This window comes from Cupriavidus phytohabitans (assembly GCF_017815025.1).
GTDB lineage: Bacteria > Pseudomonadota > Gammaproteobacteria > Burkholderiales > Burkholderiaceae > Cupriavidus.
Map to the genome: position 1 here is coordinate 61,404 of NZ_JAGIQB010000029.1, position 20,109 is coordinate 81,512.

At 66.7% G+C, this 20,109-nt stretch carries 18 protein-coding genes; 7 read left to right on the forward strand and 11 right to left on the reverse strand.

Annotated features, from left to right (window positions below; genetic code table 11):
* Nucleotides 1-86: 86 nt before the first annotated feature.
* Complete coding sequence (locus J8I34_RS20210; RefSeq protein ID WP_209806803.1) at nt 87-992, forward strand: LysR family transcriptional regulator; 906 nt, start codon at nt 87-89, stop codon at nt 990-992.
* A gap of 16 nt (nt 993-1,008) precedes the next feature.
* Here J8I34_RS20210 and J8I34_RS20215 read toward each other — a convergent pair whose 3' ends face one another.
* From J8I34_RS20215 to J8I34_RS20225, 3 genes are all read right to left on the reverse strand, one after another.
* Complete coding sequence (locus J8I34_RS20215) at nt 1,009-1,557, reverse strand: hypothetical protein (protein WP_209806804.1); 549 nt, start codon at nt 1,555-1,557, stop codon at nt 1,009-1,011.
* 145 nt (nt 1,558-1,702) lie between these two features.
* Nucleotides 1,703-4,045 (reverse strand): cytochrome P450/oxidoreductase, encoded by a 2,343-nt coding sequence (locus J8I34_RS20220; protein ID WP_209806805.1) that lies wholly within the window; start codon nt 4,043-4,045, stop codon nt 1,703-1,705.
* A gap of 82 nt (nt 4,046-4,127) precedes the next feature.
* Nucleotides 4,128-5,117 carry a Bug family tripartite tricarboxylate transporter substrate binding protein gene (locus J8I34_RS20225; RefSeq protein WP_209806806.1) on the reverse strand — a complete coding sequence of 330 codons (990 nt, stop codon included), beginning with the start codon at nt 5,115-5,117 and terminating at the stop codon, nt 4,128-4,130.
* A gap of 143 nt (nt 5,118-5,260) precedes the next feature.
* Between J8I34_RS20225 and J8I34_RS20230 the strand changes: the two genes are divergently transcribed.
* Nucleotides 5,261-6,109: an IclR family transcriptional regulator gene (locus J8I34_RS20230; RefSeq protein WP_209806807.1), complete on the forward strand. Its 849-nt coding sequence runs from the start codon at nt 5,261-5,263 to the stop codon at nt 6,107-6,109.
* Between the two features lie 190 nt (nt 6,110-6,299).
* Nucleotides 6,300-7,484, forward strand: coding sequence for a class C beta-lactamase (ampC, locus tag J8I34_RS20235; protein ID WP_209806808.1), 1,185 nt, complete (start codon nt 6,300-6,302; stop codon nt 7,482-7,484).
* A 75-nt stretch (nt 7,485-7,559) separates the two neighbouring features.
* Here the strand turns inward: ampC and J8I34_RS20240 are convergent, their stop codons facing one another.
* The 3 genes from J8I34_RS20240 to J8I34_RS20250 form a co-directional block, all read right to left on the reverse strand.
* Nucleotides 7,560-9,344, reverse strand: a complete 1,785-nt coding sequence (locus J8I34_RS20240; protein WP_209806809.1) for an acyl-CoA dehydrogenase — start codon at nt 9,342-9,344, stop codon at nt 7,560-7,562.
* A 219-nt stretch (nt 9,345-9,563) separates the two neighbouring features.
* Complete coding sequence (locus J8I34_RS20245) at nt 9,564-10,499, reverse strand: AraC family transcriptional regulator (protein WP_084402454.1); 936 nt, start codon at nt 10,497-10,499, stop codon at nt 9,564-9,566.
* Nucleotides 10,500-10,705: 206 nt separating this feature from the next.
* Nucleotides 10,706-11,227: a MarR family winged helix-turn-helix transcriptional regulator gene (locus tag J8I34_RS20250; RefSeq protein WP_029047445.1), complete on the reverse strand. Its 522-nt coding sequence runs from the start codon at nt 11,225-11,227 to the stop codon at nt 10,706-10,708.
* A 466-nt stretch (nt 11,228-11,693) separates the two neighbouring features.
* On the opposite strand from J8I34_RS20250, the gene J8I34_RS20255 reads away from it, so the two are divergent.
* Complete coding sequence (locus tag J8I34_RS20255) at nt 11,694-12,023, forward strand: hypothetical protein (RefSeq protein WP_209806810.1); 330 nt, start codon at nt 11,694-11,696, stop codon at nt 12,021-12,023.
* An 81-nt stretch (nt 12,024-12,104) separates the two neighbouring features.
* Here J8I34_RS20255 and J8I34_RS20260 read toward each other — a convergent pair whose 3' ends face one another.
* The 3 genes from J8I34_RS20260 to J8I34_RS20270 form a co-directional block, all read right to left on the reverse strand.
* Nucleotides 12,105-13,484, reverse strand: a complete 1,380-nt coding sequence (locus J8I34_RS20260; protein ID WP_209806811.1) for an MFS transporter — start codon at nt 13,482-13,484, stop codon at nt 12,105-12,107.
* Nucleotides 13,485-13,749: 265 nt separating this feature from the next.
* The gene (uraD, locus tag J8I34_RS20265; protein WP_209806812.1) at nt 13,750-14,274 is read right to left on the reverse strand and encodes a 2-oxo-4-hydroxy-4-carboxy-5-ureidoimidazoline decarboxylase; all 525 of its coding nucleotides are present in this window, start codon (nt 14,272-14,274) and stop codon (nt 13,750-13,752) included.
* Nucleotides 14,275-14,403: 129 nt separating this feature from the next.
* Nucleotides 14,404-15,360, reverse strand: coding sequence for a LysR family transcriptional regulator (locus J8I34_RS20270; RefSeq protein WP_209806813.1), 957 nt, complete (start codon nt 15,358-15,360; stop codon nt 14,404-14,406).
* A 415-nt stretch (nt 15,361-15,775) separates the two neighbouring features.
* Here J8I34_RS20270 and J8I34_RS20275 point away from each other — a divergent pair, with 415 nt between their 5' ends.
* The 3 genes from J8I34_RS20275 to uraH are packed head-to-tail and all read left to right on the forward strand — an operon-like array spanning nt 15,776 to nt 18,005.
* Entirely contained in the window at nt 15,776-17,116 is a 1,341-nt protein-coding gene (locus J8I34_RS20275) for an MFS transporter (RefSeq protein ID WP_209806814.1), read from the forward strand.
* Nucleotide 17,117: 1 nt separating this feature from the next.
* Nucleotides 17,118-17,639, forward strand: coding sequence for a hydroxyisourate hydrolase (locus tag J8I34_RS20280; RefSeq protein WP_209806815.1), 522 nt, complete (start codon nt 17,118-17,120; stop codon nt 17,637-17,639).
* Between the two features lie 30 nt (nt 17,640-17,669).
* On the forward strand, nt 17,670-18,005 hold the full coding sequence (uraH, locus tag J8I34_RS20285) for a hydroxyisourate hydrolase (protein ID WP_209769009.1): 336 nt from the start codon (nt 17,670-17,672) through the stop codon (nt 18,003-18,005).
* Between the two features lie 8 nt (nt 18,006-18,013).
* Here the strand turns inward: uraH and J8I34_RS20290 are convergent, their stop codons facing one another.
* Both J8I34_RS20290 and J8I34_RS20295 read right to left on the reverse strand, forming a co-directional pair.
* Nucleotides 18,014-19,402 carry a beta-propeller fold lactonase family protein gene (locus J8I34_RS20290; protein WP_209806816.1) on the reverse strand — a complete coding sequence of 463 codons (1,389 nt, stop codon included), beginning with the start codon at nt 19,400-19,402 and terminating at the stop codon, nt 18,014-18,016.
* A gap of 11 nt (nt 19,403-19,413) precedes the next feature.
* Nucleotides 19,414-19,869, reverse strand: a complete 456-nt coding sequence (locus tag J8I34_RS20295) for a DUF305 domain-containing protein (protein WP_245176024.1) — start codon at nt 19,867-19,869, stop codon at nt 19,414-19,416.
* Nucleotides 19,870-20,109: the final 240 nt, after the last annotated feature.

Consider the following 20,109-nt stretch of genomic DNA (forward strand, 5'->3'; position numbering starts at 1 on the left):
TTCGCATTCCATTCATGATTTAATATTAGCTTTACCATTCGCTTTGTTCATGGATGCGTGCCGCCACGATCCAGCCTGAGTTCCACATGCCTATCGATATCCGCGCGCTGCGCTACTTCGTCGAGACCGCCCGCCTGCGCAGCTTCACGCAGGCGGCCGGCTCACTGTTCGTCACCCAGTCGACCATCAGCAAGATGGTGAAGCAGCTCGAGGACGAGGTCGGCCAGCCGCTGCTGATCCGCGAAGGCAAGAGCGTGCGCCTGACCGACGTGGGACGCGTGGTGTACGAACGCGGGCAGGAGGCGCTCGGCGTTGTCCACCGGCTGACGCTGGAGGTGGCCGACCTGTCATCGCTGGGCCGCGGGCAGCTGACCGTCGGCATCCCGCCGATGGTCAACCTGTTTTTTTCGCCGGCAGTCAGCGCGTTCCGGCAGCGCTATCCCAACCTGCAGCTGACGCTGGACGAGCACGGCGGGCAGGTGGTCGAGCAACTGGTTGCCAGCGGCGAACTGGAAGTCGGGGCCACCGTGCTACCCGGCGACAGCGGGCTGGCGCTGGAGACCCGGCAGTTCGGCCGGCACCCGATCTGGGCGGTCGGGCCGCGCAAGGCGAAGTGGGCGCGCGGGCGTACCGTCACGCTGGGTGCGCTGCGCGACGAGCCGCTGGTGATGCTGACCGACGACTTCTCGCTGACGCGCAAGCTCAGCCAGGCCTTTCTGCAAGCGCGCATCGAGCCGCGCGTGGTGGCGCGTAGCGGCCACTGGGATTTCCTGGCCTCGATGGCGGCGGCGGGACTGGGCACCACCTTCCTGCCGCAGCCGCTGGCCGAGCGCCTGCAGGGCCAGGACACGCTCGCCATGGCGCGCCTGACCGAACCCGCGATGGACTGGGCCATGGCGCACATCTGGTCGCCTGGGCGCTATTTGTCGCACGCGGCGCGCGCGTGGCTGGCGGTCTGTGACGAGGTCCTCGGGGAGGGGGAGAGGCGCTAGGCGTGCCAGCGCCCGCCTACTTGCGCAGGCACTGGTCCGGCGCGATATTGAGCCGCACCAGCGACTGCCGCCCCGCGGTGTAGTGGTACAGCAGGGTCACGCCGAGCTTGCCCAGCACCGGCACGTCCGGATTGCGGCAGATCCCGCGCTCCAGGATCGGCTTGGCCGATGCCATGTACTCGCGCGTGCCGTCGCGCGTGGCATCCACGCCCGACACCTTGAGCTGGAACTCGACGATCTTGCCGGGCCGGGCCACGCAGCCGTCCAGGCGCGTGGTGTCGTCCAGGTCCAGCGGGCCGGCGCGCACCAGCTCCTGGCAGGCCATCCGCAATTCCCGGTCGGCATTGCCAGCCGTCAGCCGCGTGACGCCGGTCATGCCGGTCGGCTTGCCGCGCACGGTGCCGAGCAGCAGCGTGGCGAGGCCGGAGAGCTGCGGGCTTTGCGCGGGCGGCGCGGCCAGCGCGGCGGTGGCTGCGATGGATGTGGCCAACGAGGTGGCCACGGAAACGAGGGCCGGCAGGAGGCGGTGGGGCGTTGCCGTCGAGGCGGCTGGCGTAAAGCGCATAAAGGGAGCGGGGTGGGGTAGCCTGTAGCGCTGCTACTTTAGCCCCTGCTCCTTGTTGCCGTTGTCAGGCATTGTCCTACGCGCCGCCGGAGTGTGTAGGGCGAGGGGCTGTCCGAGGCACTTTGTGCCGATGCGGTGGCTGTCGTCACAGTTCCAGCACCAGCCGGCACCCGCCGGCCGCACGCGAGCAGCACGCCATCATCCGGTCGTTGGCGTCACGCTCGCTGCGGGTCAGCACCACGTCGCGGTGATCGACCTGGCCGGCCAGCACGTGCACTTCGCACGAGCCGCACAGGCCTTCCTCGCAATCGCTCTGCACGTCGATATTCGCGCCGCGCAGCGCCGTGAGCAGGGTCTGGCCGGCGGGCACCTCCATGACCAGCCCGGAGTCCTTCAGTTCGACGGTAAAGGGCTGCTCCTTCGACGCGTCCAGCGTGCCCAGCCGCGACACGAAATGCTCGACCCGCAGCGCGTCCTGCGGCCACGCCGCGCAGGCATCGGCGAGCGCATCGAGCAGCCGTTGCGGACCGCAGGCGTAGACGTGGGTGCGCGGCTGAGGCGTGGCCAGCAATGCGGCGAAGTCGGCGCGGCGGCCTTCGTCGCCTGCATAGATATGCAGGCGCTCGCCATGCAGGGCCTGTAGCGTGTCCAGCATCGCCATCGACCGCCGCGAGCGGCCGCAGTAATGGATCTCGTAGTCGATGCCGAGCTGGCGCGCGCGCCGCGCCATCGCGCTGACGGGCGTGATGCCGATGCCGCCGGCAATCAGGATGGCGCGCCCGCAGCCCTCGTCGAAACGGAAATGGTTGCGCGGGCCGCGGATGCGCAAGCGGTCGCCCGCCTTGACGCTGTCGTGCACCCAGGCCGAGCCGCCACGGCTCTCGGGCTCGCGCAGCACGGCGATTTCCAGTACGGCGGCATCGTCGGGATCGCCGCACAGCGAATACTGGCGCGACAACCCGGTATCGCCGCACTCCACGTCGATATGCGAGCCCGGCGCCCAGCGCGGCAGCGGCTTGCCGTCCGGCGCCGCCAGCCGCAGCCGCAGCACGCCGTCGGCGGCAGGGGCGATGCTTTCCACCACCACGGTGCGCGCGCTGGTGTGCGCCGACGGCTCGCCAATGCGCACGGGCTGCCGTTGCGTGAGTAGTGCAGGGTTGCGGCGCTCCGGGTTCCGCGCAGGATCCCATTCGACCAGCAGGTGCTCGGGGCCACGGAACGAAGTGTTGGGCACGTAGGTGAAGACCTGTTCCGCCAGCCGCATATGCGGCAGCCGGCGCGTCAGCTCTTCCAGGAAGATCTGCATTTCCATGCGCGCCAGGTTCTTGCCCATGCACTGGTGCGAGCCGTAGCCGAAGGTCAGCTGCTCGCTGGCGTTGTCGCGGCGGATGTCGAACAGGTCGGCATCAGCGAAGTGGCGCTCGTCATGGTTGGCCGACGAGGTCACGATCAGCAGCTTGCTGCCGGCGGCCACCCGGATGCCGCCCACCTCCGTGTCGCGCGTGACCAGCCGGCGCCACGCCGCCACCGAGCCGTTATGGCGCAGGCATTCTTCCACCGTGTTGGGAATCAGCGAGGGATCCTCGCAGATCTCGCGCCATGCATCCGGGTGCTGCAGCAGCAGCTTGATGGCGTTGGCCGACGCATTGGCCGTGGTCTCGTGCGCGGCGACGATGCCGGCCATCATCATCGAATGCAGGTAAGAGTCGGTGACGACCTCGGGCAGTGCCTTCTGCTTGCGCAGGCCGTACTGCATCCATCCCGGGCCTGACGGGTCTTCGCGCATCTTGTCCAGGATGCGCCCGGCCAGCTGCCAGAAGTTGCCGACCGCATGCGCCACCGCGACCTGTTCCTCGGGCCTGGGGCGGCCCCAGGTGTTGACCGTATGCGCGATGGAGTACTGGCGCAGCAGGTCCATGTCCTCTTCGGGCACGCCCAGGAAATGCAGCGCCACCGTCAGCGGCACTTCCCACAGCATCTGGTCGACCAGGTCGGCGCGGCCGTCGTCGATAAAGCGGTCGACGTACTCGCGCGCCAGGCGCCGCACCATCGGCTCGTGATGCGCCAGCTCGGCGGGCGTGAACGGATCCATCAGCGCGCGCCGGCGTGGCATGTGCGCGGGTTCGTCCTCGTTGACCAGCGTGCGGTTCATGGCATACCCGTACGAGGCCAGCACCGCGTTGGCTTCGTCGCCGGTGGGCGTGATCTTCTCCAGCGCGATCGACGGGCTGAAGGTGATGTTGTCGCGGAAAATCGCCTTGATGTCGTCGTAGCGCGTGACCACCCAGTAGCCAAGCTTCGGGCTGTAGAACACAGGCTCCTGCTCGCGCGACCAGCGCACATACTCGGGCGGATCCTGCTGGTAGCCGTCGCCGAAGGGATCGAACTCGGCCGCCTTGTGGCTGACCGGGCAGCCATTGGGGGCGGTGAAGGCGGAATGGTCGACGGGACAGCCGCCGCGCGCGGTGTCGGGGGAGGGGGTGGCCATGCTGCGTACTCCTGCAAGAACATTGCCGTCCGGGCGGGCCGGACGGGCTTGGGGTCAGGCGATTGCCAGACGATTGCCGGCCTCAGTTGTCCAGCGTGATCTTCAGGTCGCGGATCAGCCTGGTCCAGCGTGCCGACTCGGTGCGCAGCAGCTCGCTGAACTGCGCCGGCGTATTGCCCACCGGCTCCACGCCGAAATCCACCAGCCGCTTGTTCACCGCCGGCTCGCGGATCGCCGCGACCACATCCTTGTTCAGCGTGTTGATGACCTCGGGCGGCGTGGCGGCCGGCACCACCATGCCGACCAGCGCGGCGGCTTCCACGCGCGGGTAGCCCAGTTCGGCGAAGGTCGGCACGTCGGGCAGCTGCGGCAGCCGGGTGGCATTGGCCACCGCCAGCGGCCGCACCTTGCCGCCCTTGATGAAGCCGGCTCCGGCGGCGTAGTCCACCATCATTGCGGCCACCTGGCCGGCGGCGACGTCGGCCAGCGCGGGAGCGGCGCCGCGGTACGGCGCGTGCGTCATCGGCAGGCCGCCGGCTTCCACCTTCAGCAACTCCATCGCCAGGTGGTGCGGGCTGCCCGCGCCGGCGGAGCCATAGTTGACGCCGCCCTGCGTGGACTTCGCCTGCGCGATGAAGTCCCTGGCGCTTTTCACCGGGCTGTTCGCGCCGACCACCAGGATCATCGGGAAGCGGCCCAGCAGCGTGACCGGAGCCAGGTCCTTGCCCGGGTTGTAGGAAAGTGTCTTGTACAGGACGGGGTTGAACACCAGCGTGCCGTTGTCGGCGGACAGCACGGTATAGCCGTCGGCGGCCGAGCGCGCCGTCTCGGCCGCGCCGATCGCGGTGTTGCCGCCGGGCTTGTTATCGACCAGCACGGGCTGGCCGGCCTTGGCCGACAGCCCCTGGCCGATGGTGCGCGCGAGGAAGTCGGAACCACCGCCCGCGGCGTACGGCACGATCCAGCGGATCGGCTTGGCGGGGTAGGTGTCGGCGCCTTGCGCCGGCATGGCGGACAGCAAGGGCAGGACGAGCGCGCCGATGGCCAGGCGCGGCAACAGGGGGCGGGGCATATGGTTGTCTCCGTTGATTTCTGTTTTGCGTAAATCTTATACGCATTGCGTAATGATTGAATTGAGGGTTAACCTTGAAGCCGACCGCCCGCCCGGGCGTGGCCTAATCTGCCTGCTCTTGCCCAACCATCAACACCACTGCCATGCCTGCCTCCCGTTCCAAGCCCGCTGCCTCCGAAACGCCTGCAGACGCCTCGCTCCGCACACGGGAGCGCCGCCAGCGCGTGCAGTCCGCTGTCACGGGCATGGCGGTGCTCAAAGGACTGGCCCGGCTGGGCGGGCGCGCCAGCCTCACCGCACTGGCCGCGCATATCGACGAAAGCCCGGCCAAGGTGCACCGCTACCTGGTCAGCCTGCTGGAAGAGGGACTGGTCGCGCAGGAATCCGGTACCCAGCAGTACCACCTCGGCTACGAGGCGCTGCAGATCGGCATGGCGGCGATGCGCCAGGCCGACCCGATCCGGCTCGCCGAAGCCTCTCTGGTGCGGCTGCGCGAGACGCTGGAAGTGACGTGCTTTGTCGCGGTGATGGGCAACAAGGGCCCGACCATCATGCGTTTTGAAGAACCGGGCCTGCCGGTCACGGTGAATGTGCGGGCGGGGTCGGTGATGCCGCTGCTGTGGTCGGCCACCGGCCGCGTATTCCTGGGCCTGCTGGACGAAACCCGTGTACAGGCGCAGGCAAGGGAAGAACTGGCAGAGGCCGGCCCGGCGCGGCTAGCATTGCTCGATCAGGACGACCCGATCGGCGCACTGCGCCGCACCGTGCAGGCCGACGACTGCGCCTGGGTGCGCGACACCAACCTGACCGGCATCAGCGCCGTGGCCGCGCCGGTGCGCGACTACACCGGCCGCGTGTGCGCGGTGCTGACGGCGCTGGGCGCCACCGGCGGCTTCGATCCGTCGATCGACGGGCCGGTCGGCTCCGCCCTGCGGCATGAGGCCCGCGTGGTCAGCGCCGCGCTTGGCTTCAACCCGGACGCGGCGGGTTGAGCCCGGGGGTTTCAGCGCTGGCGGCCAGCTTTCCGGGGCTTAACCGTGACGGGCGGCAAAACATTCGGCGAGTCTCTCGCGGCGGAAGGCTTCCACGGTGGCCCGCCAGGAAGGGAGTTGCCATTGTGCAAGCCGCGCGCAGACGCGTATAGTCCCTCGCGGTTTGCCGACACTCCTGCCATTGCCTGACATGACGATCCTTGCCCCCACGCACTTCGCGGCGATTGCCGCCGCCGGTCTCCTGTGCACGCCAGCCACGTACGCCGCCGACAAGGTCGACCAGCGCCAGCTCGAGCGCGCTGTCAACGAGGCGATCGCGCCGATGATGAAGGCGCACAACGTGCCGGGCATGGCCATCGCGGTGACGGCCGGCGGCAGGCAGTATTTCTTCAACTATGGCGTGACAGCGAAGCGGGGCGGCAAGCCAGTCACCGAGTCCACGCTGTTCGAGATCGGCTCGGTCAGCAAGACCTTCACCGCGACGCTGGCGGGCTATGCGCAGGCGCGCGGCGCCATGTCGCTGTCGGACCCCGCTGGTAAATTCCTGCCGGCGCTTGCCGGCAGCGCCTTGGGCACGACCAGCCTCCTGGACCTTGGCACCTATGCGGCCGGCGGCCTGCCGCTGCAGTTTCCCGAGACGGTCAACAGCCCGCGGGCGATGACCGATTACTTCAAGGCCTGGCGACCCGCCTACGCGGCCGGTACCCACCGGCGTTACTCGAACCCCAGCATCGGCCTGTTCGGCTACCTCGCCGCGCGCAGCCTGGGCGAGCCGTTCGACGACCTGATGGAGAAGACCATCTTCCCGTCGTTTGGCCTGAAGCGCACTTATATCCGGGTGCCGAAGCCGCTGATGGTGGACTACGCGTCGGGTTACACCAAGGACGACAAGCCGACCCGCGTGACGCCGGGGGTGCTGGATTCCGAGGCCTATGGCGTGAAGACGACGTCTGCCGACATGATCCGCTTCGTCGAGGCCAACATGTCGCCGAGCGGGCTCGATGACAGGCTGCAGCGCGCCATCGCCACCACGCGTACGGGCTACTTCAAGGTCGGCGGCATGGTGCAGGGGCTGGGATGGGAGATGTATCCCTATCCGACGCCGGTCAGCGCCATCCTGGCGGGCAGCTCGCCGCGGATGGTGTTCGAGGCCAACAAGGTCGACCGGCTGGAGCCGCCGCAGGCGCCGGGCGCCAATGTGCTGGTCAACAAGACCGGGTCGACCAACGGGTTTGGTGCGTACGTCGTGTTCGTGCCCGCAAAGCGCATCGGGCTGGTGATGCTCGGCAACAAGAACATGCCGGTGCCGGCGCGGGTGGAAGCGGCGTATCACATCCTGACGGTGCTGGACGGCGAGCTGGCGGCAAAGCGCTAGGACCGACGCGCCAGTCGCTGCCAAAAAAAAAAGCGGCCCAAAGGCCGCCCGTGTCTGCTGCGCGCCGAGGCGCCGTCAGAACTGCTCCGCCGTCAGCGCATTGACCGGCGCCGCACCGCCGACCACGGCATCGCGCAGCGCGGTTGCCTGCGACAGGATGTGCTGTGCGAAGAAATGCGCGGTGGCGATCTTGGCGTCGTGGAAGTTCGGATCCTCGGCCCGTTTCGCATCCGCGGCCAGCATCGCGCGGCCCAGCTGCCAGCCCGAGAATACGATGCCGCACAGCTTCAGGTATGGCACGCTGCCGGCGAACACCGCATTCGGATCCGACTTGGCATTGGCCACCACGAACTCGACCACCGCTTCCAGCGCCGCGCGGCCATTGGCCAGCTGCGCCTGGACCGCGGCGAAGGCCGCGCCGCCATGCTTGCCCAGCGCGGCCTCGGTCTCGGCGATCTGCGCGCAGATCGCGCGCGCCACCGCGCCGCCATCGCGCACGGTCTTGCGGCCGACCAGGTCGTTGGCCTGGATGGCCGTGGTGCCTTCGTAGATCGGCAGGATGCGGGCGTCGCGGTAGTGCTGCGCCGCGCCGGTTTCCTCGATAAAGCCCATGCCGCCATGCACCTGCACGCCGAGGCTGGCGACGTCGATCGACAGCTCGGTGCTCCAGCCCTTGACCACCGGCACGAGGAATTCATAGAACGACTGGCTTTGCTTGCGCACGGCTTCGTCCGGATGCTGGTGCGCGGTGTCGCTGGCGGCGGCCGCCACGTAGGCGACGGCGCGTGCGCCTTCGGTCAGCGCGCGCATCGTCATCAGCATGCGCTTGACGTCAGGGTGGTGGATGATGGTGACCGCTTCGCGCGCCGAGCCGTCGACCGGGCGGCTTTGCACGCGCTCGCGCGCATACGCCACGGCCTGCTGGTAGGCACGCTCGGACACCGCGACGCCCTGCATGCCGACTGCAAAGCGCGCGGAGTTCATCATGATGAACATGTACTCCAGGCCGCGGTTCTCTTCGCCCACCAGCGTGCCGATGGCGCCGCCGTGGTCGCCGAACTGCAGCACCGCGGTCGGGCTGGCCTTGATGCCCAGCTTGTGTTCGATCGACACGCAGTGCACGTCGTTGCGCTCGCCCAGGCTGCCGTCGGCGTTGACCAGGTACTTGGGCACGATGAACAGCGAGATGCCCTTGACGCCTTCGGGCGCGTCGGGCGTGCGGGCCAGCACCAGATGGACGATGTTCTTCGCCATGTCGTGCTCGCCGTAGGTGATGAAGATCTTGGTGCCGAAGACCTTGTAGGTACCGTCGCCTTGCGGCTCGGCGCGGGTGCGCACCGCGGCCAGGTCCGAACCGGCCTGCGGCTCGGTCAGGTTCATGGTGCCGGTCCACTCGCCGCTGATCAGCTTGGGCAGGAAGGTGGCCTTCTGCTCGTCGGAGCCGGCGGTCAGCAGGGCCTCGATGGCGCCGTCGGTCAGCAGCGGGCACAGCGCGAACGACAGGTTGGCGCTGTTCAGCATTTCGATGCAGGCGGTCGCAATCAGCTTGGGCAGGCCCTGGCCGCCGAAATCCTGCGGATGCAGCACGCCCTGCCAGCCGCCTTCGCCGAACTGGCGGAAGGCGTCCTTGAAGCCGGGGGTGGTGGTCACCACGCCGTCCTTCCAGCTGCTCGGATCCAGGTCGCCGGTGCGGTTGAGCGGTGTCAGCACCTGTTCGTTGAACTTGGCGGCTTCGTCGAGCACGGCCCCGGCCGTTTCCGGCGTGGCTTCCTCGAAGCCGGGCAGGCGGCTGACAGCGTCAAGACCTGCGAGCTCGTTCATCACGAACAGCATGTCTTTGAGCGGGGCACGGTAGGTCATGGATGTCTCCTGTCTGTACGTCTGTACGCTTGTTCCTGGGTGGCGCGCAGGGCATGGCGCCTGGCCCGCAACCCGGGCCGATACGTCATCGTAACGCGGGAAGCACCGGGCGCGGCTATCCAAAGCTGCCCATTCATTGACGAAATCTGCCGCCATACATAAACCGGCGCGTGGCGATGCCCGCAGGTCGGCACCGGCCTGGCCTCGTGGCAGGATTTGTCAGGGGTGTGCGGGCATGGTCCGGTAGGCCTTGGGCGTGCTGCCGGTCCAGTTGCGGAAGGCACGATGGAAGGCGGTGGGGTTGTCAAAGCCGATATCGAAGGCGATCGCCGCGATCGCATCCGTGGTGCGCGTGAGCCGCTGGATGGCAATGTCCCGGCGCACCTCGTCCTTCACTGCCTGGAAGGTCGTGCCTTCAGCGGTCAGCCGGCGGCACAGCGTGCGGACCGAGAAGTGCAGGTCCTGCGCCACCGCTTCGATGGTCGGCGTCGCCGGCAGGCAGTCGGCCAGGTACTGGCGCACATGGTGGCACACCATCTGGTCGGCGAACGCGACGAAGATCCAGTCCTCGGGCGCGCGCGCCAGGAATTTCTGCAAATCGGCCTTGCGCCGGCGGACCGGCATGTCCAGGTAGGACTCCTCGAACCTGAGCAGCGTCTGGCGGCCGCCGAACTGCACCGGGCCGGGAAACAGGTAAAGGGAGTCGCTGGCGCGCGGCGGCCGCGGAAAATCGAACTCCACCCTGGCCAGAGGGATGCGCATGCCGATCAGCCATGAGGCGACGCCGTGGACCAGCTTGAGCATCAGCTCGCTGCCCAGCGCGCTGACGCCGGGGCCGGCCGGGTCGGCACGCAGCACGACCTCGCCGAAACCATCGTCGCGTCCGGATTCGAGCCGGAAATCGTCCAGGATCAGGTGGAAGAACTGGCCAAAGCGGTGCAGCGCCACTTCCAGCCGCGGCGCATCCAGCAGGCTCAGGCACAGGAACTTGAGCGTGCCGTTGCGCAGCGGCCGGCTGAAGATGCCGGGCATCTCGTCGTCCAGTTCCATGGCCAGTTCGCGGTAGAGCGTGGAAAACTGTTCCTCGGTCACGCGCGCGGCCGGCGCCTGCAACAGGCCGCTCGGGATCCCCGCGCGCTCCGCCAGCCGCGCCATGGCGGCCGGGTCGGCACCGGACAGGAAGCCGTTGACCAGCGAAATGGGGACGGTGGCGGTGAACTGGGTCAATGTTGCGGGGCGGCTAATACGGAGTGGTGCGCAAGCGCGCCGGGACGATACGTGGCCTATTTTGTCATAGCCCGGCGGGTGTTACCGGCGCTCCGGGGTTGCTATGGCACCCATGTTGAGCGTCGCGACCGCTGTCAGTCCTGCGCGGACCGTGCCGGTTCCTCCGCCGCGTGCGCGCCGGGGTCCGCGTCCATGTGGACGCTGGCCAGGCCGGCGTTGAGCTGGTTCAGGAAATGGACCAGCGAAACCTTGTCGTCAAAGCCGAAGCTCGCCAGCGCCTGGCGGTAGAACTCATAGATCCTGGGTTGCAGGCTGTTCCAGAACTCGCGCCCCTTCGGCGTCAGCACGACCTTCTTGGCGCGGCGGTCCACGGTGTCGGCAACACGCTGGACATGCTTTTCCCGCTCCAGCCGCTTGAGCACGCCATCAAGGCTTTGCCGGCTCACCACCAGGTATTCGGTCAGTTCCGAGAACGACATGCCTTCCGGCACCTGCGGCCGCGACAGCGCCCCCAGCACGGACCACTGCACGGTGGTGATGCCGAGCGACTTGCTGGTCTGCCGGTCCAGCGTATTGCCGGCCTGGAACAGCCGGAAAAACAGCCGGTTATGGACGGATGCGTCGGACGGGTCGTACGCGAATTCTGGTTTGGTCATGGTGTGGGATTGACACTGGCCGCCGTGAGCCTGCCATTAGTGTGCCTATTCTAAGGCGGCGCGGAGCACACACGCACGGGCGCGACGGGTGGGATGGTACCCTGCGAGCCGTTTGAATGTGTTCCATCGTGCTCTTTTGCTGCATTTGCGCAAAGATCATGATTATTATTTATAAACGGTGGTAGTGAGAAAAAGCCTGCTAGCGGATGTGTTGGTAAATATAAGTAAGGATATTGACGTATACGTAAGGCGTGCCTAGTATTCTTCGGATTCTTGCCATCAAGGTTCAGCCATGACCATTACGTTCCACCATGCTGCCGATGTCGCCGTCCTGGCCGTCGAGCGCCCGGCGCGCTTCGTCGGCCGCTGAGCGGCTGGTCTTCCGGCTCGCTGGGACGCAAATATGGAAGTGGCACAAGCCGCGCGCCCCCTCCGGTCCACACAGCCGGAAATGGGCATCACCGACATGCTCCATCACATCCGCGCCGCGGCCCGGACCATCCAGGCCGAGGCGCGGCGCCAATGGCCCGGCGACGCCAATGCGGTGACACGCCGCCTCAGCCGCCTGCTGTCGCTGGCCATGCGCCAGGAATCCGCGCTGGACATTGCGGTGATCCTGGGCAGTGCCGCCGAGCTTCGCTATTTTCCGGACGATGCGGCGCTGGAGCGGTGTACCCGCATGGTCGAGTCCCACGGCGGCAAGGCCATGCGTGCGGTCGTCTGGGCGGTCCGGCATCGCCGCGTGCGGGCCGGCGTAACCATTACCCGGCGCTTTATCGTCGACGCGGTCGACTGACCTCCAATGAACAATGGCGGGCCAGGGCCCGCCATTTCCTTATGGCGGCGCGCAGTCGCGCCGCGCGCCTCCAGGACGCTGTCAGCTTCGCGCTTCAGCCACGCCCGGCACCATCGACGCCGGGGCCGCGCTTGCCGCTGCATCGGCGTGCGGCGCCGATGCCGACAGCCGATGGTTGATGCACGCGAGCGCCAGCGCACCCACGATCCCCGCCGCACCGATGACCAGGAAGTTCTGCGCCAGCGGCAACTGCAGCGAAACGATCAGCCCGATCAGCACCGGCGCCGCGATGGCACCAAGCCGTCCGATGCCCGAGGCCATGCCAACGCCGGTCGAACGGATCGACACCGGATAAAACTGGCCGCTGTATGCATACGCGACGATCTGCGCGCCGGTAGTGCAAGCACCTACCGCGCCGATCAGCAGGTAGAGCATCTCGGTCGAGGTCTTGAACGTCATCAGGTAAAGGAACGCGCCGCCGAGCAAGTACATCACCACCAGCACCCACTTGATATGGAACCGGTCGGCCAGCCATCCGCCACCGATCGCACCTACCACAGCGCCCACGTTCAGCGCGATCACGAAGCTGAGCGCGGAGCCCAGGCTGTAGCCCGACATCGCCATCAGCTTGGTCAGCCAGGTGCTGAGCGCATAGACCATGAACAGGCCGGTAAAGAAGGCGATCCAGAACATGACCGTGCTGAAGCCACGGCCGTCCTGGAACAGGCGGGCCACCGGCGCGCCGGCTGCGCGGTCCTGCTGCGGCAAGCGGAAGGTGGCGCCGGCATCCAGGCGCAGGTGCGGGTCGATGCGTTGCGCGAGGGCGCGCAGGTCCTTTTCGTTCTGGCGCGACACCAGGAACGACAGCGACTCCGGCATCGTCTTCAGGATGAACGGGATCAGGATCACCGGCACGCCGGCCGCGAAGAACACGATCTGCCAGCCAAACCCGGCAATGAACTGCTTGCCTATCACCGCGGCCAGGATGCCGCCGATGGCATAGCCGGAGAACATCACCGTGGTCATGAAGCTGCGGATCTTGCGCGGCGAATATTCCGTCATCTGCGCCACGATGTTGGGCATCACGCCGCCGATGCCAAGACCGGCGATAAACCGCATCACGCTGAACGTGACCGGATCGCTGGTCAGGCCCGCGGCCGCCGTGAACACGCTGAACAGGAATACGCACAGCGAGATGGTCCAGCGTCGTCCGATCTTGTCGGAGAGGGCGCCCAGGAAGATAGCGCCGAACATCATGCCGAACAGCGCCGAGCTCGCCATGAAGCCGGCGGTCGACGCCGTGACGCCCATCTCCTTCATGATCGATGGCAGCGCGGCACCCGCTACGGCGATGTCATATCCGTCGATGATGATCACCAGCAGGCACCAGGCCAGGACACGCGCATGGAATCGGTTAAAGCTGGCGCCGTCGGCCAGCTTCTGTACATCAATGTGCTGCATCTATGTCTCCTTCACCAATCTTCTTTTGAACGCTCAACCAGCGGCAAGAGCCCGCGAACGGGCTCCTGACCCGGGCTGGACGGACTATGGTTGATGCGTGGTTATACGTCAAGATCATTACTTATATCGTGACGGAAACCTAGGGTATTTCCGGTGAAGAAGTGCTGAATCGTCGGTTATTTAGTCAACAAGTTGATTTATCAAGCAGTGTGCGCGCAGGCGCGATCGGTTCGGCCGCCTGGCTCGCCCGCACCTGTCGCCGCATTCATGCCAGCGTATCGAGCCGTGCCTGCAGCCGCCCGCGCGTGATCGCGCCGATCTGAGCCAGCGCCTCATCCAGTTCCTGCTGCGTGCTGCGGTCGATACGGCGTTCCAGCGCGGCAAAGATGCCTTCCCGCGTGTAGTGCCGCACGCAGATAATGAAGGGAAAGCCGTGTCGTGCCAGGTAAGCGGCATTCATGCGGTCGAGCGTGGCTTCCTGCTGCACTGACATCGTGTCCAGCCCCGCGCTCTTCTGCTCGGCATTGGAATCCGCCGTCATGGTGCCGGCGCGGATATTGGCGGCCGACAGCATCGGGTGCAGGTTCAGGAAATCGCACTGGGCCTTCGCATCCAGCTTGCGGATGACATCCATCATCGCATCATGCAGCGCGCTGGACGATGCAAAGGGCCGCCGCGCCCAGGCGTGCTCTGCCGCCAGCGGAAAATGCTCGAACACGCTGCCGAACGCGTGGGTAAAGCCGGACTGGTCCAGCGCGTTGACCGGCGCCAGATCGATGGACTGTGACATGGACTGCTCTCCCGTTGTGCCGGCCGCGCAGGCCAGGCATGGAAACCGAATACGGGCCGAGTATAGGAAGCAGGCATGGCCGCGGCGAGGGGCGCGGCCATATAAGACGCATAACAGAATCCGATACCGCTATGCGCGTGGGGCGGGGTCCAGGTCGCGCAGGTCGCGCAGCGCCTGCGATGCCGCCGTCAGCATGCCGCGCAGCCACGCATGCGAGGCCGAGCGGTGGCGCGCGGGATGCCACAGCTGGTAGAAGCGCATGAACGGGAATTCGATCGGCGGCCTGAGCACCGCCACCGGTACATGCTGCGCGTGATAGTTGGCAAAGTGGCGGCCCGTCGTCAGGATCAGGTCCGTGCCGGGGATCAGGCTCGGCGCCAGGTTGAAGTAAGGGCAGCTCACGCGGTTGTCCCGGTGCACGCGCATCGTGCTGAGGCCCGTGTCCACCACCCCGCGCTGGTCGCGCGAGTAGGGCGTCGGCACGATATGCGCCGCGCCCAGGTAGGCCTGCGCGGTGAACTTTCCCGGCCGGTTATGCACGCTGTCAGGCGCCACCATGCAGACCACCTCGTCTTCCAGCAATACGGACAGGTGCAGGTGCTCCGGGGGATTGGGCCAGTTGCCGATCACGATGTCGATGGTGCCCTCCGACAGCGCCTGCTCGTAGTCGAAGGTGGCGGTCAGTGGAATCGCCGCCAGCCGCGCCTGGGGTGCCATGCGCCGGAACTCCCGTACGACTTGGGCAAAGAACGGCGGCGCGAGGTAGTCGGGCATCGCTACGGTAAAGCTTTGCTCGGTGGTGGCGGGGTCGAAGCGGTCGTCCGACACCAGCAGGTTGTCCAGCGCGCTGAGCGCCGCCTGCGCGTTGCGGGCAAGCTGCAGGGCGCGCTCGGTCGGCACCATGACATTCTTTTCGCGCGTGAGCAGCGGGTCGTTGAAGATCGCGCGCAGCCGCTTGAGCGCCGAGCTGATCGCCGGTTGCGACTGGTTCAGGCGGATGGCGGTGCGCGAGACGCTCTGCTCGGCAATCAGGATGCACAGCACGCGCAGCAGGTAGGTATCGAAAGGGTCGTCGGCGCGGATCATGCGGAGTCTCGGGCGTTCCGGTAGGTAAGTAGGCGTGGGCAGCAGGCGCCGCAACCGGTGCGCATTGCTTGCTGCCCATGGCGGCTTTGTAGCCTTTTGCGCACCGCACCGCACGGCAACGCGGTCGAACCCGCACGCGGGCGGGAACGCCGCCCCCCGGCGCACCGCGGAGGAGGGCAAAGCGGGTGCCCTAGGGTAATCCATAGGTCCGCCAACGCGCCTGGCAAAAGCCCGGAATCCCGCGCCAGGCAAGGCTTTCCGACCCATATCCAAGCTGATATAGGGCCTATACCAGCCCCCCCGTTCCGCAATCCGGGCCCGTTCCTATACTTGCACCCAATCCAGACGGAGGGCCGCCGCAGCACCATCCCGCGGCATCGCCCGCACAACACAAACCGACAAGACAGGAGACTCCATGTCCATTACAAAACAGGGCGTTCCGCTGTTCGCCGACACGGCGGACAATGCGGAAGCCAGCGTCTTTCGCAAGGTGTCGTGGCGCCTGCTGCCATTCCTTGGCGTGCTGTGGGTGCTCGCGTGGCTGGACCGGGTCAACATCGGCTTCGCCAAGCTGCAGATGCTGGATTCGCTGCGCTTCAGCGAGGCGGTGTATGGCCTGGGCGCCGGTATCTTCTTCCTTGGCTACTTCTTCTTCGAAGTGCCGTCGAACATGCTGCTGCAGAAGATCGGCGCCAAGAAGACCATCATGCGCATCACCATCTGCTGGGGCGTGATCTGCATGCTGCAGACCTATGTCACCACGCCGACGCAGTTCTATATCCTGCGCTTCCTGCTGGGCGCGTTCGAGGCGGGCTTCTATCCCGGCGTGATCCTCTACCTGACCTACTGGTATCCGTCCGAGCGGCGCGCCCGCGCTTTCGGCACCTTCATGTCGGCGTCCGCCATCGCAGGTGTGCTCGGCGGCCCGCTGGCCGGCTGGATCATGACCTCGATGGGCGGCGTGCATGGCATGCATGGCTGGCAATGGCTGTTTATCCTGGAAGGCATTCCTTCCGTGCTGGCCGGCATCTTCGCGTGGTTCTACATGACCGACAAGCCGGAGCAGGCACAGTGGCTGACCGACAGCGAGAAGCGCGTGGTGCTTGACGCCCTGAAGCGGGACAACGCCACCATGGGCGAACGTGGGCACGACTGGCGTACGCTGTTCACCAACCGCAAGGTGTGGCTGCTGATCGCCATCTTCTTCTGCCTGCTGTGCGCCAACTCCACGCTGACATTCTGGATCCCGACCATCATCAAGGAAGTCGGCTTCACCACGCCGATGGCGGTGGGCTGGATCGCGGCGGTGGCCTACCTCTGCGGCGCGATCGGCATGATCGCCAACGGCGCGCACTCTGACCGTCGCAACGAGGTGCGCTGGCACTTCAGCGGCGCCGCGCTGGTCGGTGGTGCGGCAATGGCCCTGCTGGCCGTGCTGCTGGGCATGCAGGCGCTGTCGCCTGTGATCACCCTGGTGGCCATGACTGCCGCGCTGGTCGGCACCATGAGCGCCATCCCCGTGTTCTGGCAGCTGCCCAACCGCTACCTGGCTGGCAGCGCCGCCGCGGTGGGCGTGGCCCTGATCAATTCTGTCTCAAACCTGGCCGGCTTCGGCGCGCCCTATGCGATGGGCCTGATCAAGACCGCCACCGGCACGGTCAGCAGCGGCTTGTACCTGGTGGCCGCCATCGAAATCCTGGCTGCGATGCTGGTTGTGTTCTGCATCCGCCGTCTCCATCACAAGCGCGAGGCCTGACATGCACGACGACCACGATCCCGGCTTCAACGCCGCCCGCCGACGCTTCGGCCTGCAATCGATCACGCTGGGAGGCAGTGCGCTGCTGGCTGGCAGCGCGCTGGCCGCCAGCCCGGCACCGACTCCGGCGCCCAACCAGACCGCGGGCCCGGTGCAGCAGGGCGGCCTCAGCCCGCGGCTGACCATGCACGCGCTCGACACCTGGCACGGCACGCCGGCAGCCGGGATGCGCGTAGACATGTACCGCATTGAAAACGGACAGCCACGCCTGCTGCAGACGGTGACGCTCGCCGCCAATGGCCGCAGCGAACCACCGCTGCTGCTCGGCGACGCCTACCGCACCGGCACCTACGAACTGGTCATGCACGTGGACGAATACTTCGCCGCCCGCAAGGCCGGCCTGCCGCAGCCGCTGTTCCTGTCGAAGATCCCGCTGCGCCTGCGCGTGACGGACGCCAGCCAGCGCATCCACCTGCCCGTGACGTTCGGGCCGTGGAGCTACAACTACTACCGCGGCAGCTGATGCCTGCATTGCATTGAAAGGAGGCAGACCATGGCAGGCATCAGCACCCACGTGCTCGACGTATCGCTCGGCAAGCCGATTGCCGGCATGCAGATCGAACTGTTCGACGTCGGCACGCAACCCCCGAAACTGATCGCAAAGGCGCGCACCAACAACGACGGCCGCACTGACACGCCCATGCTGCCCGCCGCCCAGGCCCGCACCGGCGACTTCGAGCTGCGCTTCTGGGTGGCGGACTACTTCAAGGCGCCGGACACGTTCGCCGACATCGTGCCCGTGCGCTTTACCATCGCGGACGCCGCGCAGCACTACCACGTGCCGCTGCTGTGCTCGCCGTGGAGTTTCGGCACGTACCGGGGCAGCTGAAGCGCACCTTACTGCGTGCCGGTCAGCACCGCGCTGCTGGTGGTCGGCGGCGCGTTGCCCTCGACCACCAGCAGCGTGGCGGCGGCAGGCTGCTTCGTGGACAAGGCGGGCACCGCCTCGCGCAACGGCCCGATGGCCGTGCCATTGGCGGCGCCGGCGGCATTCGTCCTGAAGCTTGCAACGGGCGTGCGGTGGCCAGAGACGTAGACGTTGTAGACCGTCTGCGGCTTTAGCTGGTAGAGGAACACTTCCAGCGCATCGACCAGGCCCAGGTTGCGTGCCACGACGAAGCCGCGTCCGGCGCCGCTGGTGGCCTTGAGCGGAATGTTGACGGGATCGCTGTTTGCACGCGGCGCGAGATTTGCCTTGCCATCGCCGGCCGGCACGGCATTGGAGACATAGACGAGGGCCTGCGGTGCCTGTCCGACCGGGGTGCGGGCGATGACGCGCTGGGTGGCGGTGTCGATCACGTCGACCCCGTCGCCGTTTTCCAGGCCGACATACATGCGGCTGCCGTCATCGGACGGCCAGATGCCATGCGGCAGCGCGCCGACGGGTATGGTCGCGAGCAGGCGGGGCTCGGCGTCGGTGCTGTAGACCTTGACCGCATTCTCGCCGCCGACCGTCACGTAGGCGAGCGTGCCGCGCGCGGTCCTGGCGAAGCCGATGTGGTTGGTGATAAAGCCGGTATCGAACACGCCCCTGACGCTGAGGCTTTGCGTGTCGATGCGGGTGACCTTGCCGACGTCCTTGTGCGTCATCCACACTTCGCTGAAGTCCGGGGTGAACTGCAGGAAGGGCGAAAACGGGCTGGCGACCGGAATGCGCTTGACGAGCTGGTGCGTGGCGACATCGATCACGTCGACCTCGGGCGTAAAGCTGGAGACGACAAAGGCGAGCTTGCCGTCGGGATGGAACAGCACCATGCCCGGGCCTGGCGCGGTGGGGATGCGGCGGATCTCCTTGTAGCTGGCCGGGTCGATCACCGAGATGTAGTCCTCGCCGCGCACGACCACCCACGCTTCCTTGCCGTCGGCGGTAAAGAAACCCTCGTGCGGCGAGCGGCCGATATAGGCAACCCCCTTGACCTTGTTCGTGGCGGTATCGATGAACGTTGCCGAGTTCGAGCCATTGGAGACGACGAGCAGCGTCTTGTGATCCGGCGAGAAGCCCAGGCCATGCACGTTGATCTCGCCCTTGTAAAGCGGCGAAAGGATATCGGGCCGGGCGTTGCCAAGACGGATCTGGCCGAGCAGCGTATTGGTGGCAGGGTCAATGACCGACACGGTGTTGCTGTTCTGGTCTGCCGTGTAGACGCGGTCACTGGCGGCCGGTGCCGCGACGGCGAGCGACGACGCAGTGGACAGGACCAGCGCAAGCTGCAAGGTCTGCTTCATGTGGGATTCCTTCAGTGAGAATGTGCTGGTGCCGGGCTGCGGCTCGGCGCGGTGTTCGGATGGCGGGCAAGCCAGGCTTGCATCAGGCGGATCTCGTTCTGCTGGTCGGTGATGATGCCCTGTGCCAGGTTGCGCAATTCCGGATCCCGGGTGTCGAGCAGCAATGCCTTGGCCATGTCGATGGCGCCCTGGTGATGCGGGATCATCATCGCGACGAAGTCGTGGTCAGGGTCGCCGTTCATGGGGGCGGCGCGCATGCCTGCATCCATGACGGCCATGGCGTCGTCCATGCGTTGCGCGAACGGCTTTGCGGTGCTGGCGACAAAGGGTTCCGGCTGTTCCGGCTGCCGCGCCACTGGCGACTGGCCATGATCATGCGGCACCGTCGGGACACCGCCTGCCAGGCAGATCGAACCGGCCGCCGCCGCAATGGCGGCGAGCATGAAAGCGGGCAGGGTGGACTTCATGTGTGGCGTTCTCCGGGTTGTGGTTCGCGGGCTGCTTCGGAGTAAACACGCCCGGGACCGGCTTTATTCCGCACAGGCCAACTATTTTTTCCAACACATCCTCGGCACACCAACCGTACGGGCACGGCGCTTGCCAGCACCCAGGCGTTGCAATCATGGCTGCGCAGCGGCGGCCCTCAGGGTTCTCCCGCTCCCATGAGGGTGCCACCGTTCGCTACACTGACCTGCCGCCAGCGGCAG

Bases quoted from the DNA above. Each gene is read 5' to 3' on its own strand.
- J8I34_RS20220 (WP_209806805.1), bottom strand. From the start codon at position 4,045: ATGGCCACCCCCTCCCCCGACACCGCGCGCGGCGGCTGTCCCGTCGAC.
- J8I34_RS20280 (WP_209806815.1), top strand. From the start codon at position 17,118: ATGCACGACGACCACGATCCCGGCTTCAACGCCGCCCGCCGACGCTTC.
- J8I34_RS20255 (WP_209806810.1), top strand. From the start codon at position 11,694: ATGCTCCATCACATCCGCGCCGCGGCCCGGACCATCCAGGCCGAGGCG.
- uraH (WP_209769009.1), top strand. From the start codon at position 17,670: ATGGCAGGCATCAGCACCCACGTGCTCGACGTATCGCTCGGCAAGCCG.
- J8I34_RS20245 (WP_084402454.1), bottom strand. From the start codon at position 10,499: ATGGCGCGGCTGGCGGAGCGCGCGGGGATCCCGAGCGGCCTGTTGCAG.
- J8I34_RS20240 (WP_209806809.1), bottom strand. From the start codon at position 9,344: ATGACCTACCGTGCCCCGCTCAAAGACATGCTGTTCGTGATGAACGAG.
- J8I34_RS20230 (WP_209806807.1), top strand. From the start codon at position 5,261: ATGCCTGCCTCCCGTTCCAAGCCCGCTGCCTCCGAAACGCCTGCAGAC.
- J8I34_RS20295 (WP_245176024.1), bottom strand. From the start codon at position 19,869: ATGAAGTCCACCCTGCCCGCTTTCATGCTCGCCGCCATTGCGGCGGCG.
- ampC (WP_209806808.1), top strand. From the start codon at position 6,300: ATGACGATCCTTGCCCCCACGCACTTCGCGGCGATTGCCGCCGCCGGT.
- J8I34_RS20270 (WP_209806813.1), bottom strand. From the start codon at position 15,360: ATGATCCGCGCCGACGACCCTTTCGATACCTACCTGCTGCGCGTGCTG.
- J8I34_RS20215 (WP_209806804.1), bottom strand. From the start codon at position 1,557: ATGCGCTTTACGCCAGCCGCCTCGACGGCAACGCCCCACCGCCTCCTG.
- J8I34_RS20210 (WP_209806803.1), top strand. From the start codon at position 87: ATGCCTATCGATATCCGCGCGCTGCGCTACTTCGTCGAGACCGCCCGC.
- J8I34_RS20275 (WP_209806814.1), top strand. From the start codon at position 15,776: ATGTCCATTACAAAACAGGGCGTTCCGCTGTTCGCCGACACGGCGGAC.
- J8I34_RS20250 (WP_029047445.1), bottom strand. From the start codon at position 11,227: ATGACCAAACCAGAATTCGCGTACGACCCGTCCGACGCATCCGTCCAT.
- uraD (WP_209806812.1), bottom strand. From the start codon at position 14,274: ATGTCACAGTCCATCGATCTGGCGCCGGTCAACGCGCTGGACCAGTCC.
- J8I34_RS20260 (WP_209806811.1), bottom strand. From the start codon at position 13,484: ATGCAGCACATTGATGTACAGAAGCTGGCCGACGGCGCCAGCTTTAAC.
- J8I34_RS20290 (WP_209806816.1), bottom strand. From the start codon at position 19,402: ATGAAGCAGACCTTGCAGCTTGCGCTGGTCCTGTCCACTGCGTCGTCG.
- J8I34_RS20225 (WP_209806806.1), bottom strand. From the start codon at position 5,117: ATGCCCCGCCCCCTGTTGCCGCGCCTGGCCATCGGCGCGCTCGTCCTG.